This is a genomic window from Nonomuraea sp. NPDC004354 (assembly GCF_053602555.1).
This window is the reverse complement of sequence record NZ_JBSGDV010000001.1, coordinates 496,235-509,782: the sequence shown is the minus strand read 5'-3', so window position 1 is coordinate 509,782 and position 13,548 is coordinate 496,235. Positions and strand designations below refer to the sequence as shown.

General features: G+C 72.7%; 13 protein-coding genes. 7 read left to right on the top strand and 6 right to left on the bottom strand.

What is annotated here, in order from left to right:
• The first annotated feature begins 5 nt into the window (after nucleotides 1-5).
• The 3 genes from ACWENQ_RS02375 to ACWENQ_RS02365 are packed head-to-tail and all read left to right on the top strand — an operon-like array spanning nucleotide 6 to nucleotide 2,474.
• A complete protein-coding gene (locus ACWENQ_RS02375) occupies nucleotides 6-779 on the top strand; it encodes a CoA transferase subunit A (protein WP_452412982.1) in 774 nt (257 codons plus the stop codon).
• Nucleotides 766-1,449 (top strand): CoA-transferase subunit beta, encoded by a 684-nt coding sequence (locus ACWENQ_RS02370; protein ID WP_452412669.1) that lies wholly within the window; start codon nucleotides 766-768, stop codon nucleotides 1,447-1,449. Before ACWENQ_RS02375 ends, ACWENQ_RS02370 begins: the two co-directional genes overlap by 14 nt.
• Nucleotides 1,446-2,474 (top strand): NAD(P)H-dependent flavin oxidoreductase, encoded by a 1,029-nt coding sequence (locus tag ACWENQ_RS02365; protein WP_449917069.1) that lies wholly within the window; start codon nucleotides 1,446-1,448, stop codon nucleotides 2,472-2,474. The genes ACWENQ_RS02370 and ACWENQ_RS02365 overlap by 4 nt, the downstream gene beginning before the upstream one ends.
• 92 nt (nucleotides 2,475-2,566) lie before the next feature.
• Here ACWENQ_RS02365 and ACWENQ_RS02360 read toward each other — a convergent pair whose 3' ends face one another.
• From ACWENQ_RS02360 to ACWENQ_RS02350, 3 genes are all read right to left on the bottom strand, one after another.
• Nucleotides 2,567-3,238: a pentapeptide repeat-containing protein gene (locus ACWENQ_RS02360; RefSeq protein WP_449917072.1), complete on the bottom strand. Its 672-nt coding sequence runs from the start codon at nucleotides 3,236-3,238 to the stop codon at nucleotides 2,567-2,569.
• 4 nt (nucleotides 3,239-3,242) lie between these two features.
• The gene (locus ACWENQ_RS02355) at nucleotides 3,243-4,751 is read right to left on the bottom strand and encodes a glycoside hydrolase family 3 protein (RefSeq protein WP_452412668.1); all 1,509 of its coding nucleotides are present in this window, start codon (nucleotides 4,749-4,751) and stop codon (nucleotides 3,243-3,245) included.
• 161 nt (nucleotides 4,752-4,912) lie between these two features.
• Nucleotides 4,913-5,326, bottom strand: coding sequence for a DoxX family protein (locus ACWENQ_RS02350; protein WP_449917076.1), 414 nt, complete (start codon nucleotides 5,324-5,326; stop codon nucleotides 4,913-4,915).
• 88 nt (nucleotides 5,327-5,414) lie between these two features.
• On the opposite strand from ACWENQ_RS02350, the gene ACWENQ_RS02345 reads away from it, so the two are divergent.
• A complete protein-coding gene (locus ACWENQ_RS02345) occupies nucleotides 5,415-5,885 on the top strand; it encodes a MarR family winged helix-turn-helix transcriptional regulator (RefSeq protein WP_354906782.1) in 471 nt (156 codons plus the stop codon).
• On the opposite strand, the gene ACWENQ_RS02340 is transcribed toward ACWENQ_RS02345, so the two are convergent.
• Entirely contained in the window at nucleotides 5,882-7,018 is a 1,137-nt protein-coding gene (locus tag ACWENQ_RS02340) for an acetyl-CoA C-acetyltransferase (RefSeq protein WP_449917082.1), read from the bottom strand. The genes ACWENQ_RS02345 and ACWENQ_RS02340 overlap by 4 nt on opposite strands.
• Before the next feature lie 97 nt (nucleotides 7,019-7,115).
• Here ACWENQ_RS02340 and ACWENQ_RS02335 point away from each other — a divergent pair, with 97 nt between their 5' ends.
• Entirely contained in the window at nucleotides 7,116-7,781 is a 666-nt protein-coding gene (locus tag ACWENQ_RS02335) for a TetR/AcrR family transcriptional regulator (RefSeq protein WP_452412667.1), read from the top strand.
• Nucleotides 7,778-8,503 carry a DNA alkylation repair protein gene (locus tag ACWENQ_RS02330; RefSeq protein WP_452412666.1) on the top strand — a complete coding sequence of 242 codons (726 nt, stop codon included), beginning with the start codon at nucleotides 7,778-7,780 and terminating at the stop codon, nucleotides 8,501-8,503. Before ACWENQ_RS02335 ends, ACWENQ_RS02330 begins: the two co-directional genes overlap by 4 nt.
• Here ACWENQ_RS02330 and ACWENQ_RS02325 read toward each other — a convergent pair.
• On the bottom strand, nucleotides 8,445-9,278 hold the full coding sequence (locus ACWENQ_RS02325) for a LysR family transcriptional regulator (RefSeq protein ID WP_354906786.1): 834 nt from the start codon (nucleotides 9,276-9,278) through the stop codon (nucleotides 8,445-8,447). The two genes, ACWENQ_RS02330 and ACWENQ_RS02325, sit on opposite strands and share 59 nt — an antisense overlap.
• Nucleotides 9,279-9,323: 45 nt before the next feature.
• Here ACWENQ_RS02325 and metE point away from each other — a divergent pair, with 45 nt between their 5' ends.
• Complete coding sequence (gene metE / locus ACWENQ_RS02320; RefSeq protein ID WP_452412665.1) at nucleotides 9,324-11,462, top strand: 5-methyltetrahydropteroyltriglutamate--homocysteine S-methyltransferase; 2,139 nt, start codon at nucleotides 9,324-9,326, stop codon at nucleotides 11,460-11,462.
• Here the strand turns inward: metE and ACWENQ_RS02315 are convergent.
• Nucleotides 11,428-13,371, bottom strand: a complete 1,944-nt coding sequence (locus ACWENQ_RS02315; protein ID WP_449917091.1) for a HelD family protein — start codon at nucleotides 13,369-13,371, stop codon at nucleotides 11,428-11,430. The genes metE and ACWENQ_RS02315 overlap by 35 nt on opposite strands.
• Nucleotides 13,372-13,548 lie beyond the last annotated feature (177 nt).

Here is a 13,548-nt window from a genome sequence, read left to right as displayed (position 1 = left end):
AGGTGATGACGGCCGACGAGGTCGCGGCCAGGATCGAGAGCGGCATGACGGTCGGCGTCGGCGGATGGGGGTCGCGCCGCAAGCCGATGGCGCTGGTCGGCGCCCTGCTCAGAGCACCCGCCACCGACCTGACGATCATCTCGTACGGCGGCGCCGACGTCGGCATGCTGTGCGCCGCCGGCAAGGTGCGCAAGGTCGTGGCCCCCTTCGTGACGCTCGACACCATCCCCCTCGAACCGCACTTCAGGACCGCCCGCCAGCAGGGCGCGATCGAGTTCACCGAGTACGACGAGGGCATGTTCATGTTCGGCCTGCTCGCCGCCGCGCACCGGCTGCCCTTCCTGCCGACCAGGGCGGGGCTCGGCTCCGACGTCATGCGCGTCAACCCCGAGCTGCGGACCGTGCGCTCGCCGTACACGGAGGAGGACCTGGTCGCGGCGCCCGCGCTGACCATGGACGTGGCGCTGGTGCACCTCAACAGGGCCGACAGGCGCGGCAACGCGCAGTATCTCGGCCCCGACCCCTACTTCGACGACCTCTACGCCAAGGCCGCCACGAGCTGCTACGTCTCCTGCGAGCGGCTCGTCGACAGCGCCGACCTGCTGAAGGAGGGGCCGGTGCAGTCGCTGCTGATCAGCAGGTCGTTCGTGACCGGCGTGGTCGAGGCGCCAGGAGGCGCGGGATTCACCTCGTGCGAGCCCGACTACGGCAGGGACGAGACCGAGCAGCGCCGTTACGCGACGACCCCGTGGCAGGAGTATCACCATGAGCAGGGCTGATGTGTGCGTGGTCGCCTGCGCCGAGGCGTTCAGGGGCGACGGCGAGATCGTGGCTGCCGGGATCGGCGGGCCGATCACGATGCTGGCCGCGCGCCTGGCCAGGATGACGTTCGAGCCCGACCTGATCACGACCGACGGCGTGTGCCTGCTGACCGGCGACGCGCCCGGCGTGGTGGAGGGCTGGCTGCCCGTCCGCGACCACCTGTGGCTGGTGCTGAACGGCAGGCGGCACGTGTTCCTCGGCGCCTCGCAGATCGACAGGCACGGCAACACCAACATCTCCTGCATCGGCCCGTGGGAGCGGCCGAAGGCCCAGCTCCTGGGCGTGCGGGGGGCGCCCGGCAACACCGTCTGCTGCCCCACCAGCTACTGGATCCCCCGGCACGGCCCGCGGGTGTTCGTCGAGAAGGTCGACATGGTCTCCGGCGTGGGCTGCCCGATGGTCCGCAGAGTGGTGACGAACCTGGCGGTGCTCGACCTGGGCGCCCCCGACGGGTCGATGCGGCTGATCTCGGTCCATCCGGGCGTCAGCGTGGCCGAGGTGGTGGCGGCGACCGGCTTCGAGCTGGCCGTTCCGCCCGACGTGCCGACGACCCGCCTGCCGACCGACGAGGAGCGCCGCATCCTGGAGACGCTCGACCCCGGCGGCCTGCGCGGCGAGTCGCTGTGAGAACCGCGCTCACCGACCTGGTCGGCTGCCGGTACCCGATCGTGCAGACCGGCATGGGCTACGTGGCGGGTGCCCGGCTGGCCGCGGCCACCTCGGCGGCGGGCGGCCTCGGCGTCATCGCCGCCTCCACCATGTCCCTGGGCCAGATGACGACCGCGATCCGCGAGGTGAAGGAGCGCACCGACGCGCCCTTCGGCGTCAACATCCGCTCCGACGCCGCCGACGCGGACGAACGCGTCGAGGTCATGATCCGCGAGGGTGTCAGGGTCGCCTCCTTCGCCCTCGCCCCGCGCCGGGAGCTGATCGCCAGACTGAAGGAGGCGGGCGTCGTCACCGTCCCGTCCGTCGGCGCGCGCCGCCACGCCGAGAAGGTCGCCGCGTGGGGGGTGGACGCGGTGATCGTCCAGGGTGGCGAGGGCGGCGGGCACACCGGGCCGATCCCCACCACCCTGCTGCTGCCCCAGGTCGTCGACTCCGTCGACATCCCCGTCGTCGCCGCGGGCGGCTTCTTCGACGGCCGCGGCCTGGTGGCGGCCATGGCGTACGGCGCGGCGGGCATCGCCATGGGCACCCGATTCCTGCTCACCTCCGACTCCCCGGTACCCGACCAGGTGAAGCGGCTCTACCTGGAGGCCACCGACACGCTCGTGACCCGCAAGGTCGACGGGGTGCCGCACCGGGTGCTCGCCACGCCGTTCGTCGCCTCGCTCGAACGCGCCCGCCTGCTGCGCGCGGTCGTCAACGCCGCCCGCTTCAAGCGGCTGTCGGGGCTGTCCTGGCCGCACCTGCTGGCCGAGGGCCGCGGGATGCGGAAGGGCAGGGACCTGACCTGGTCCCAGGTGCTGCAGGCGGCCAACACCCCGATGCTGTTGCGGGCGGCCATGGTCGACGGCCGTACCGATCTCGGCGTCATGGCGGCGGGGCAGGTGGTCGGCGTGCTCGACGACCTGCCCTCGTGCGAGGAGCTGATCGGGCGGATCATGGCCGAGGCGGACGAGACGCTGCGGCGGCTCACACCGCGCTGAGCCGGCACGGGCTCACGCCATCCGGTGCCGGGGGCGGGCTCGCACCACGGTGAGCTCGCACGGGCGCATGCCATCCGGTGCCGGGGGCGGGCTCACACCACGGTGAGGCCGCGTGCGGCGAGGATCGCGTTGGCCTGCGCCTGGTTGATGATCGCCCCGGACAGGGCGCGCAGCTTGGCGTCGTCGGGCTGGCCGAGGTCGGCGCCGCGCAGGTCGGCCTTGGCGAAGACGGTCTGGAGCACCCTCGTGCCGACCAGGCGGCAGTCGCTGAGGACGGCCTCGGTGAAGTCGCACCCCGACAGGTCGGCGTCGTCGAACCTGATGCCGTCGAGCCGCTGACCGCGCAGGGAGCAGCCGCCCAGGTTGGCCATGGTCAGGTTCGAGCGGGCGAGGGTGAACCCGGTGCCCCTCGAGCCGGTGAGCGACGCGCCGATCATCCGGCAGCCGGTGAAGGCGGCGTCGGTGAGCAGCGCGCCGCCGAAGTGCGCCGAGGACAGGTCGACGTCGGTGAAGACGGCGTCGAGCAGGTCGGCGTCGGCGAACCTGGTCCGCAGCCCTCCCCCACCGGTGAACACCGCGCCGTCCAGGTCGGCCTTGCGGAAGTCGGTCTGCTCCAGCACGCACGACTCGAACCTGGCCCCGGCCAGCGACGCGCCCCAGAAGTCGGTCGCGGTGAGGTCGCAGTCACGGAAGACGTGCGGCTCGTCCGCGGGGAGGCGGTCGGTCATCGAGAGGTGGGAGAGGTCCTCGCCGTCGAAGTCCACGACGTCAGAGGGTACCGGTGATCACCTCCGCGGCGGCCTGGCCGCAGACCCTGGCCGAGCCGTACGTCGCGATGTGGACCGCGCCGAGGTCGGCGCGTTCGGGCAGGCCCATCTCCACCACCACCGCGTCGGCACGGGCGGTGAGCAGGTGGCTGATCGCCTCGGCCTGCCACGGGTGGCGGTGGGCGTCGCGGGCGACGATCACCAGCGGGCGGTCCGTGGCGGCCCTGATCAGGTTCTCGAGGACGGCGGCGCGCGACTCCTCGGCGGTGAGCCTGGTGACGGTGGTGCCGGGCAGGAGCTTGCTCAGCGGCTCGCCCACGCCCCACGGCGTGCCCTTGTCGATGGCCAGGTTCATCTCCGGGGAGAACTCGACGACCTGCGGCGCGACGGTCAGCGGCAGGACCCGCGCGGCCGTCCTGCGGGTGACCCTGACGGCGCGGCGGGCGGCGATGAGGCCGATCTCGCCCTCGACCGCGTGCCCTTCCTCGGCCCCACTGCGGGCGCGCTGCGCCGCCCTGGTCGCGGCCGACCACGCGCCGAGGCCCGTGACCCTACGCGCGGCCTCGGCGAGGCGGTCCTCGGGCAGCCTGCCCTCCAGGACGGCGTGGGCGATCGCGTCGCGCACCTCGACGGCCGTCGCCTCGTCCGACCGTTCCCCGCCGACGCAGATGGCGTCGGCGCCCGCGGCGATCGCCATGGCCGACGCGCCGCCGACGCCGTACGCGCCGGAGACGGCCGCCATCTCGATCCCGTCGGTGATGACCACGCCGTCGAAGCCGAGTTCCTCGCGCAGGAGAGCGGTCAGCACGTGGGGGCTGAGCGTGGCGGGCCGCTGGTCGTCGTAGCGGGGGACGAGCAGGTGGCCCGTCATGATCGCCCGCACGCCCTCGTCGATGGCGGCGCGGAAGGGCGACAGGTGCTCCTCGATCTCTCCGGCCACGACCGGCACGCCGTAATGGGAGTCGACGGCGGTGTCGCCGTGGCCGGGGAAGTGCTTGGCGCAGGCGGCCACGCCGGTGGCCTGCAGCCCTCTGACGAAGGCCCGGGTGTGCCTGGCCACCAGCTCGGGGTCAGCGCCGAAGGCGCGCAGGCCGATGACGGGGTTGCCGGGGTTGGAGTTCACGTCGGCCGAGGGGGCGAAATCGATCGTGATCCCCGCCGCGGCGAGGTCACGCCCGAGGTCGCGGGCCAGTTCCTCGGTGAGCGCGACGTCGTCGACCACGCCGAGCGCGTAGCTGCCAGGCCGGCTGCTCCCCTGGGCGACCTCGAGCCTGGTCACCTCGCCGGACTCCTCGTCCACGCCCACCAGCGCCGCGGGGTTCTCGGCGTGCAGCGCCGACGTCAGCGCCGCCACCTGGGCGGGGTCGGCGATGTTGCGGGAGAAGAGCACGACCCCGGCCAGGCCGCCGGACAGCCGGCGGCGGAGCCAGTCGGGGGGCGTCGTCCCCACGAATCCGGGGAGGATGACGGAGTCGGCAAGGCGAAGCAAGTCGCGGCCAGGGTTGGGCATGACTCGAAATCTAATAGGAAAGTTTCCTATTTTCTAGAGTCATTTTCGGACGTCAGCACGCCCGGCCCCACGACCCTCGGTAACGAACCCGGCAAGTGTACGGACCACTTCCGGCCGGCGGGATCCGCCCCTGTCGAACGCGGCAACCCTGCGCGCAGGCCTCACGCCGCGACGGTCTCCTTCCGGCGCTGCCACAGGCCGTCGGCCGCGAGCACTCCCCCGCCGGTGAACGCCAGCGCGAGGCAGGCCGCGCCGAGGACGAGCGGGAGCTCGATGCCGCCCTTGTCGGCGAAGAAGCCGTTGGGCAGGTGGACGAAGACGATCGCGCCGACCATGTCGAGGGCCAGCAGGACCCCCACCACCGGCAGCGCGGCGCCGGCGATGAGCGCGACGCCGCCCGCCACCTCCAGCAGGGCCACGGCCGGGGCGGCCAGGGCCGGCAGCGGGACACCGGCCTGTTCGAACATGGCGCTGACACCCGAGATGCCGATGGAGGTGAACTTCGCCCAGCCGTGCAGCAGGAAGGTGACCCCGATGGCCAGCCTGGCGAGGAGCAGCGTGATCGATCGGGCCATGGTGGATGCCTCCGTCATTGTTGTTCGGATTTGAACAATCCCATCCTAAGCAGTCGTTCAAATCCGAACAACTCATAGACTGGCGAACGTGAGCGAAACACGATGGCTGAAGGCGAAGGAGATGGCCGCCTGGAAGGCCTTCCTGGTCGCCTCGCACCTGCTGGAGAGGCGCATCGAGGAGCAGCTGAAGAGCGCGGCGGGCCTCACGCATCCGCAGTACGAGATCCTCACCCTGCTGGCAGCCACCCCCGAGCGGCGGATGCGGATGACGGAGCTGGCGCGCGGGGTGGTGGTGTCGAAGAGCGGGCTGACCTACCAGATCGCCCAGCTGGAGAAGCGCGGCCTGGTGGAGCGCACCACCTGCCCCGCCGACGAGAGGGGCGTGCTCGCGGTGCTCACCGAGGCGGGCGCGGGGCTGCTCGAGGAGATCGCGCCAGGACACGTCGAGGTGGTGCGCAGGTTCCTCATCGACCTGCTCACCCCCGAGGAGCTGGAGGCGATGACGGCGGCCATGGGCAAGGCCCGCCAGGCGATGCGCGGGCCCTCCCTGCCCTCCTAGAGGCGCTCGACGATGGCGACGTTGGCCTGGCCGCCGCCCTCGCACATGGTCTGCAGGCCGTAGCGTCCGCCGGTGCGCTCCAGCTCGTGCAGCAGCTTCACCGCCAGCACCGCGCCCGTGGCGCCCAGCGGGTGACCGAGGGCGATGGCGCCGCCGTTGGGGTTGACGATCGCGGGGTCGGCGCCGGTCGCCTTCAGCCAGGCCAGCACCACGGAGGCGAACGCCTCGTTGATCTCGACCGCGTCGAAGTCGCCGATGGACATGCCCGCCCTGGCCAGCGCGTGCTCGGTGGCGGGGATGGGCGCGTCGAGCATGACGACGGGGTTGGCGCCGCGTACCGACAGGTGGTGGACGCGGGCGCGTGGCCGCAGCCCGTGCTCGCGTACGGCCCGCTCGGAGGCGACCAGCAGCGCGGCGGCCCCGTCGGAGATCTGCGAGGACAGGGCGGCCGTCAGTGACCCGTCGGGCAGCAGCGGGCGCAGCGCCGCCATCTTCTCGGGCGAGGTGTCCCTGCGCGGGCCCTCGTCCACAGCGACGCCCTCGTACGGGACGATCTGCCCGGCGAACCGTCCGGTGTCGATGGCGCGCAGGGCCCGCTCGTGCGAGGTGAGGGCGAAGGCCTCCATCTCCTGGCGGGTGATGCCCCACGAGGCGGCGATCCGCTCGGCGCCGGCGAACTGGGAGATCTCCTGCGAGCCGTACCGCGCCGCCCAGCCCTTCGAGCCGGAGAACGGCGTGTCGAATCCGGGGAAGGTCATGGCCGATGAGATCGGGACCATGCTCATGTTCTGCACGCCGCCCGCCACCACCAGGTCGGCCGTGCCCGAGAGCACCGCCTGGGCCGCGAAGTGCAGCGCCTGCTGCGAGGAACCGCACTGCCGGTCGACGGTCACCCCCGGCACCTCCTCCGGCAGACCGGCCGCGAGCCAGCAGGTGCGGGCGATGTCGCCGGCCTGGGGGCCGACCGTGTCGACGCAGCCGAAGATCACGTCGTCGACCGCCGCGGGGTCGACGCCGGACAGGACCGCGGTGATGACGTGGGCGCCGAGGTCGGCGGGATGCGCCCCGGCCAGGCCGCCGTTCTTGCGCCCCACGGGGGTCCTGACCGCGCCGACGATGTAGGCCTCGCTCATGGCAGAATCCTAGCAAGCGCTTGGTTCGCATAGGAACCGCCGGTGAGCTGCGGGTGTTCGGTGAACAAGCGATTGCGCAAAGGCCCATAATGGAGGCGTGACAACGCGAAAGAACCCGACCGCCGCGCCGCCGAAGACCAAGCGCGCCGCCGCGTCGGGATCGGCCTCCGAGCGCCGTGACCACCTCGTGAAGCTCGCCGCGGAGATCTTCGCACGCAAGGGCTTCCAGGCGACGACCGTTCGCGAGATCGCCAACGAGGCCGGCATCCTCTCAGGAAGTCTCTACCACCACTTCGACTCCAAGGAGACGATCGTCGACGAGGTGCTGTCCACCTTCCTCGACGACCTGATCGCCCGCTACCGGGCGGCCCAGGAGAGCGGCGGCGACCCGCGCACGGTGCTGTCGGAGATGGTCCGCATCGGGTTCGGCACGCTGGAGCCGCACCGGGCCGCGATCACCGTGATGCAGAACGACTGGAACTACCTGCGCCAGTTCCCCCGCTTCAACTACCTCGTCAAGGCCGAGGACGACGTGGAGCAGATGTGGGTGCGGCAGATCAAGGCGGGGCAGGCGGCCGGGCAGTTCCGCGCCGACGTCGACCCGAAGCTGACCTACCGCATGATCCGCGACACGATCTGGGTGGCGGTGCGCTGGTTCCGGCCTGGGGGCAGGCTCAACACCACGGGCCTGGCCGAGCACTACATCACCGTGCTCTTCGACGGCCTGGCCACCGGCGAGCGGACCACCCAGTCCAAGGCATGAGCCTCGCCAAGGCGGTACGGCTGGCGCTGCGGGAGATCGCCGAGCCGGACAAGGCTCCGGCCATGCAGGCGTACATGAAGTCGGAGATGCCCTTCCTCGGCGTGCAGTCCGTGCCGAGGAAGGCAGCGCTGAAGCGGGTCTTCGCCGAGCACCGCGTCGAGAGCGCGCCCGAGTGGCGGCGCGCGGTGCTGGAGCTGTGGCGGGAGGCGGAGTTCCGCGAGGAGCGCTACGCGGCGATCGAGCTGTCGGGCTCCCGCCACTACCGGGAGTACCAGACCCTCTACACCGTCCCGATGTACGAGGAGATGGTCGTCTCGGGGGCGTGGTGGGACCTGGTCGACGAGATCGCCACCCACCGGGTGGGCGGGCTGCTGGCCGCCTACCCCGGCGCGATGCGGTCGCTACTGCTGGAGTGGGCGCACACGGAGAACCTGTGGAAGCGCCGCACCGCGATCCTGGCCCAGAACAGGTTCAAGGAACGCACCGACACGGCGCTGCTCTACGCCTGCATCGAGCCGAGCCTGTCCGACATCGACTTCTTCGCCCGCAAGGCGATCGGCTGGGCGCTGCGCGAGTACGCCAAGACCAACCCCCGTGAGGTCGTCCGTTACGTCGAGGCCAAGGGCATCAGCGGCCTGAGCCGGCGCGAGGCGTTGAAGAACGTCACCGCGTCCACAACGCCTGCTGCACCGCCTGGACGAGGGCCATCAGCTCCGGCGTGACCGCCTCCCCCGCCCACGCCAGCGTGTAGGTCAGGCGCAGCTCCCCCGCCTCCAGCGGGACGAACCTGATGTCGTCGCGGCGCACGGTCCTGGCGACCAGTTGCGGGATGGGCAGCAGCCCCGCTCCCGCGGCGACCAGGTCGAGCGCCGCGGCGAAGTCGTCGTCGGCCACCTGCCGGTGCCTGCCCGGCAGTCCCGTCCAGCGCCCGCCGGGGATCAGCACGTCACGGCCGCCCAGCTCGGCGGCCGTGACCCTGGACCGCCACGCGTGGTCCACCGGTACGGCCAGCCGGTCGACGCTGACGTGGAACCGGGCGCCCGTGACGAACCTGGGCGGCGCGGGAACGGCCACGATGGCCGCCGACGCCTCGCCCGCGTCCAGCGCCTTCGCCGCCGCGCCGCGCCCGGCCGCCAGGAGCTCGACCGCGATCCCGCGTCCCGCGAGCCTCCGGGCGATGCGCGCCACGAGCGGCCCCGCCAGCGGTGGATAAGCCAGATGGATGACCGGCCTGGCCAGCCGGGCCGCCTCATGGCCGAACGACCGTACGCTGTCGAGCACCTGATGCGCGGGGCCGAGCAGCGCCGTGCCCTCGGGAGTCAGCCGTACCGCCCGGGCCGACCGGTCGAACAGCCGCATGTTCAGCGCCTTCTCCAGGCGGGTGACGGCCTGGCTGACCGCGGGCTGCGACATCCCCAGCTCGGCGCCCGCACGGGAGAAGCTCCGCAGCGCGGCGACGCGCTCGAAACACTGGATCTCCCGAAGCATAAGCAGCATCAATTCATGATGCACCCGGGCCGGCCGCCCGTGTTCGGTGGGCCCATGACTTCTTTTCCTTCGTCCACCGTCCTGGGCTATCCGCGGATCGGGCCGAACCGCGAGCTGAAGCGGGCCCTCGAGGCGTACTGGGACGGGCGCACCGGCCGCGCGGAGCTGGAGCGGGTGGGCGCCGACCTGCGCGAGCGGACGTGGCGGCGGCTGGCCGAGCTCGGGCTGGAAGGGCTGCCCTCCAACACCTTCTCGCTGTACGACCAGGTGCTCGACACGGCGGTGCTGCTCGGCGCGGTGCCCGAGCGCTACAGGGACGCCGAGGACCCCTATTTCGCGATGGCCCGCGGCACCCGGGACCTGGCGCCGCTGCGGATGACCAAGTGGTTCGACACCAACTACCACTACATCGTGCCGGAGATCGGGCCCGGCACCGTCTTCAAGCTGGACGCCGCCAAGCCGCTCGGCGAGGTACGGCAGGCCAGGGCGCTCGGGTTCGAGACGCGGCCCGTGGTGGTCGGCCCGGTGACCTTCCTGCTGCTGGCCGGCGCGCTCGACCGGCTCGACGAGGTGCTGGACTGCTACGAGGAGCTGCTGTCGGCGCTGGCCGCCGAAGGGGTGGCGTGGGCGCAGCTCGACGAGCCGGCGCTGGTCGGCGACCGGACTCCGGCCGAGCTGGCGGCGGTGCGGGCCGCCTACGACCGCCTCGGGTCGACGGCGGCCAGGCCTGGCCTGCTGGTGGCGAGCTACTTCGGCGACCTCGGCGAGGCGCTGCCCGTGCTGGCGGCCACGCCCGTCGAGGCGATCGGGGTGGACCTGGTACGCGGCGGCCGGGTGCCCGCGCTGCCGGGCAAGACGGTCGTGGCCGGCGTGGTGTCGGGGCGTGACGTGTGGCGGACCGCTCCCGCTGGGGCGCTGGAGGCGCTGCGTGCCGTACGGGCGGAGCGGGTGGTGGTGAGCACCTCGTGCTCGCTGCAGCACGTGCCGTACACGGTGGCGGTGGAGGACGAGCTGGCGCCCGAGCTGCGCGAGCGGCTGGCGTTCGCCGAGGAGAAGGTGGCCGAGGTGGTCACGCTGGCGCGGCTGTTCGCCGAGGGCGCCACCCCGGCGGCCGAGGAGAAGGCGGCGCCGCCGCGCCGGGAGAGCGCCCCGCCGCCCGCCCGCAGCCCCTACCCGGTGCGGGCCAGGGCACAGGCCGAGCATCTCGGCCTGCCGCCGCTGCCGGTCACCACGATCGGCTCCTTCCCCCAGACCGGCGAGCTGCGGGCGGCCCGCGCCGACCGGACGCTGCCGGTGGCCGACTACGAGGCACTGGTGGAGAAGGAGATCGAGCGCGCGATCAGGCTCCAGGAACGGCTCGGCCTCGACGTGCTCGTCCACGGCGAGCCCGAGCGCAACGACATGGTGCAGTACTTCGCCGAGCACCTCGACGGGTTCGCCGTCACCAGGCACGGGTGGGTCCAGTCGTACGGCTCGCGCTGCACCAGGCCGCCGTTGCTGCACGGCGACGTGCGCCGGCCCGCCCCCATCACCGTGCGGTGGGCGGGCTACGCGCAGTCGCTGACCGGCAAGCCGGTCAAGGGCATGCTGACCGGGCCGGTCACGATCGTGGCGTGGTCGTTCGTCCGCGACGACCTGCCGCTGCGCGAGGTGACCTGGCAGGTCGCCGACGCCATCGCCGAGGAGGTGCGCGACCTGGAGGCGGCGGGCATCTCCGTCATCCAGGTGGACGAGCCGGCGCTGCGCGAGCTGCTGCCGCTGCGCGCGAGCGGCCAGGCGGACTACCTGGAGTGGGCGGTGGCCGCCTACCGCAGGGCCACCTGTGTGGCCGCCGACCGCACCCAGATCCACACCCACCTGTGCTACTCGGACGCCGACCAGATCCTGGCCGCGATCGACGGCCTGGACGCCGACGTGACCACGATCGAGTCGGCCAGGTCGGGAGCGCGCATCCTGGGCGGCGTGGGTGGCTACTCCCGCGGCCTGGGGCCGGGCGTGTACGACATCCACTCCCCTCGCGTGCCGGCCGAGGACGAGGTGGCCGCGCTGCTCAGGGCCGCGCTCGACGTGCTGCCCGCCGAGCGGCTGTGGGTGAACCCGGACTGCGGCCTGAAGACCCGCACCTACGAGCAGGTCGAGGCGTCGCTGGCCAACGTGGTCAGCGCGGCCCGCGCGCTGCGCCGGACCGGGTGACCGGCAGCGGCCCGACCACGTCGAGCCGCGAGACCGCCCGGGTGAGGGCCACGTAGAGGCGGTTCAGGCCGCGCGGCTCCGCGGCGACGATGGCCTCGGGGCCGACGACCACCACGTGGTCGTACTCCAGCCCCTTGGCCATGCTCGCCGGCACCGCCGTAACCCTCGCGCCGGGCTCGTCGACCGGCGCGAGGTCCACGCCCGCCGCGCGCAGCCGCGTCACCAGGCCGGGCAGGTCTCGGTCGGCCGCGATCACCCCGATCGAGCCCTCGTGCGCCATGGCCGCGGTGACGGCCGCCGCCGCCTGGCCGGCCGGCCGCAGCAGGAGCTGTCCCTCCGTCCGGAAGGAGCGGGTGCGCGGCACGTCGGCGCCCAGGTCGTCGAGCAGCCCGTTGGCCAGCTCGACGACCGCGGCGGGCACCCGGAACCCGGTCGTCAGCGCGATCACCGTGGCGTCCGGCTTGCCCAGGTTCTTCAGCTGGTCGGCCCAGTCGGCCGCGGCCCACGGCGTGGTGCCCTGGGCCAGGTCGCCGAGCACGGTCAGCGAGCCGTACTCGCTCCTGCGGGCGATGGCGCGGCACTGCATCGGCGACAGGTCCTGCGCCTCGTCCACGATCACGTGCCCGTAGCCCTTCGGACGGTCGAGCAATCCGTCGAGCTCGTCGATCAGCACCGCGTCCGCCGCCGTCCAGCGCGTGCGCGCGCGGGTGATGACCTGCTGCTCCCCGGCGGTGAGGATGCCGTCGGCGGGGCCGCTCGGGTCGGCGAGCAGCCCGGCCAGCACCTCCTCGGCCTTCACGTTCGGCCACACGGCGTCGATCGCGGCCGTCACCCCTCTGGTCATCGCGCGCGTCCAGGCCGCGGTCGCGGTGCGGCCGCGCAGCTCGGCCTGGCGTCTGACCAGCGCGACCGTCTGCGACAGCACCCGCTCCCGCCCCGTCCGGTACGGCAGCGCCGCCCGCCGCGCGTCGTCGACGATCCGCCGCAGGTCCTCCTGCTGGACCCGCCACACGAAGGCCCCGTCGCGCACCGCCACCGGCTCGGCCGGCTTGGCGATCCGCCCGTACAGCGCCTTCCTGAGCACCGCCGCCATGCGCTCGTCGTGCTTGACGGTCGCGGCCTCGACGGAGTCCGTGCCCGTCACGCGGACCCGCTGGAGCAGGTCGTCCACCGTCGTCTGCTCGACGTCGACCTCGCCGAGGGCGGGCAGCACCGCGCCGATGTAGCCGAGAAAGGCCCTGTTGGGGCCGAGGACGAGCACGCCGTGCCGGTCGAGCCGCTGCCGGTGGGCGTAGAGCAGGTAGGCGGCCCGGTGCAGGCCGACGGCCGTCTTGCCGGTGCCAGGGGCGCCCTGCACGCAGATCGACCGGTCCAGCTCGGCCCTGACCAGCTCGTCCTGCTCGGGCTGGATGGTGGCGACGATGTCACGCATCGGCCCGACCCTGGGCCGCTCGATCTCGGCGGCGAGGATCGCGCTGGCGGCCTGGGGGCGGCCGTCGAGGTGCTCGTCCTCGAAGCCGGTGAGGGTCAGGTCGGCCCAGCCGTACCTGCGGCGCATGCGGACGCCGCGCCTGTCGCCCGCATGCGCGCGGTAGAAGGCGGTGGAGACCGGCGCCCGCCAGTCGATCACGAGCGGCGGGTGGCCGGTCTCCCCCGAGATGTGGCGGCGGCCGATGTGGTGGCGGCGGCCGTCCTCGAGGTCGAGGCGGCCGAAGAAGGGAGGTCCGTCGGGGGCCTCGCTCAGCTCCTTGGCCAGGCTCTTGAGGTGGCGGCCCAGCCGCTCGGCGCTGTAGCGGTCGCCCGCGACGGTCTCTCCCACGATGACGGTGTCGCGGGCGCCCTCAAGCATCCGCTGGAGCCCTTTCCTGCAGTCGCCGACATAGGCGCGCTCGGTCTCGAGTTCGGTCATCCCATAAGTGTAACTCAGTTACATTTTTAACTCGGTCACGGTAGCCAGGGGCCGCCCTGCGGAAGCGAGAGGAGCGTGAAGGCCTGTGCCGGGGCGAGCCCGAAGGAGCGGAAGAAACGGAGAACCATGCCCTCCAGGCTTCCGCCGAACCGCACAGGGCGTCCAACACCTTTGCCG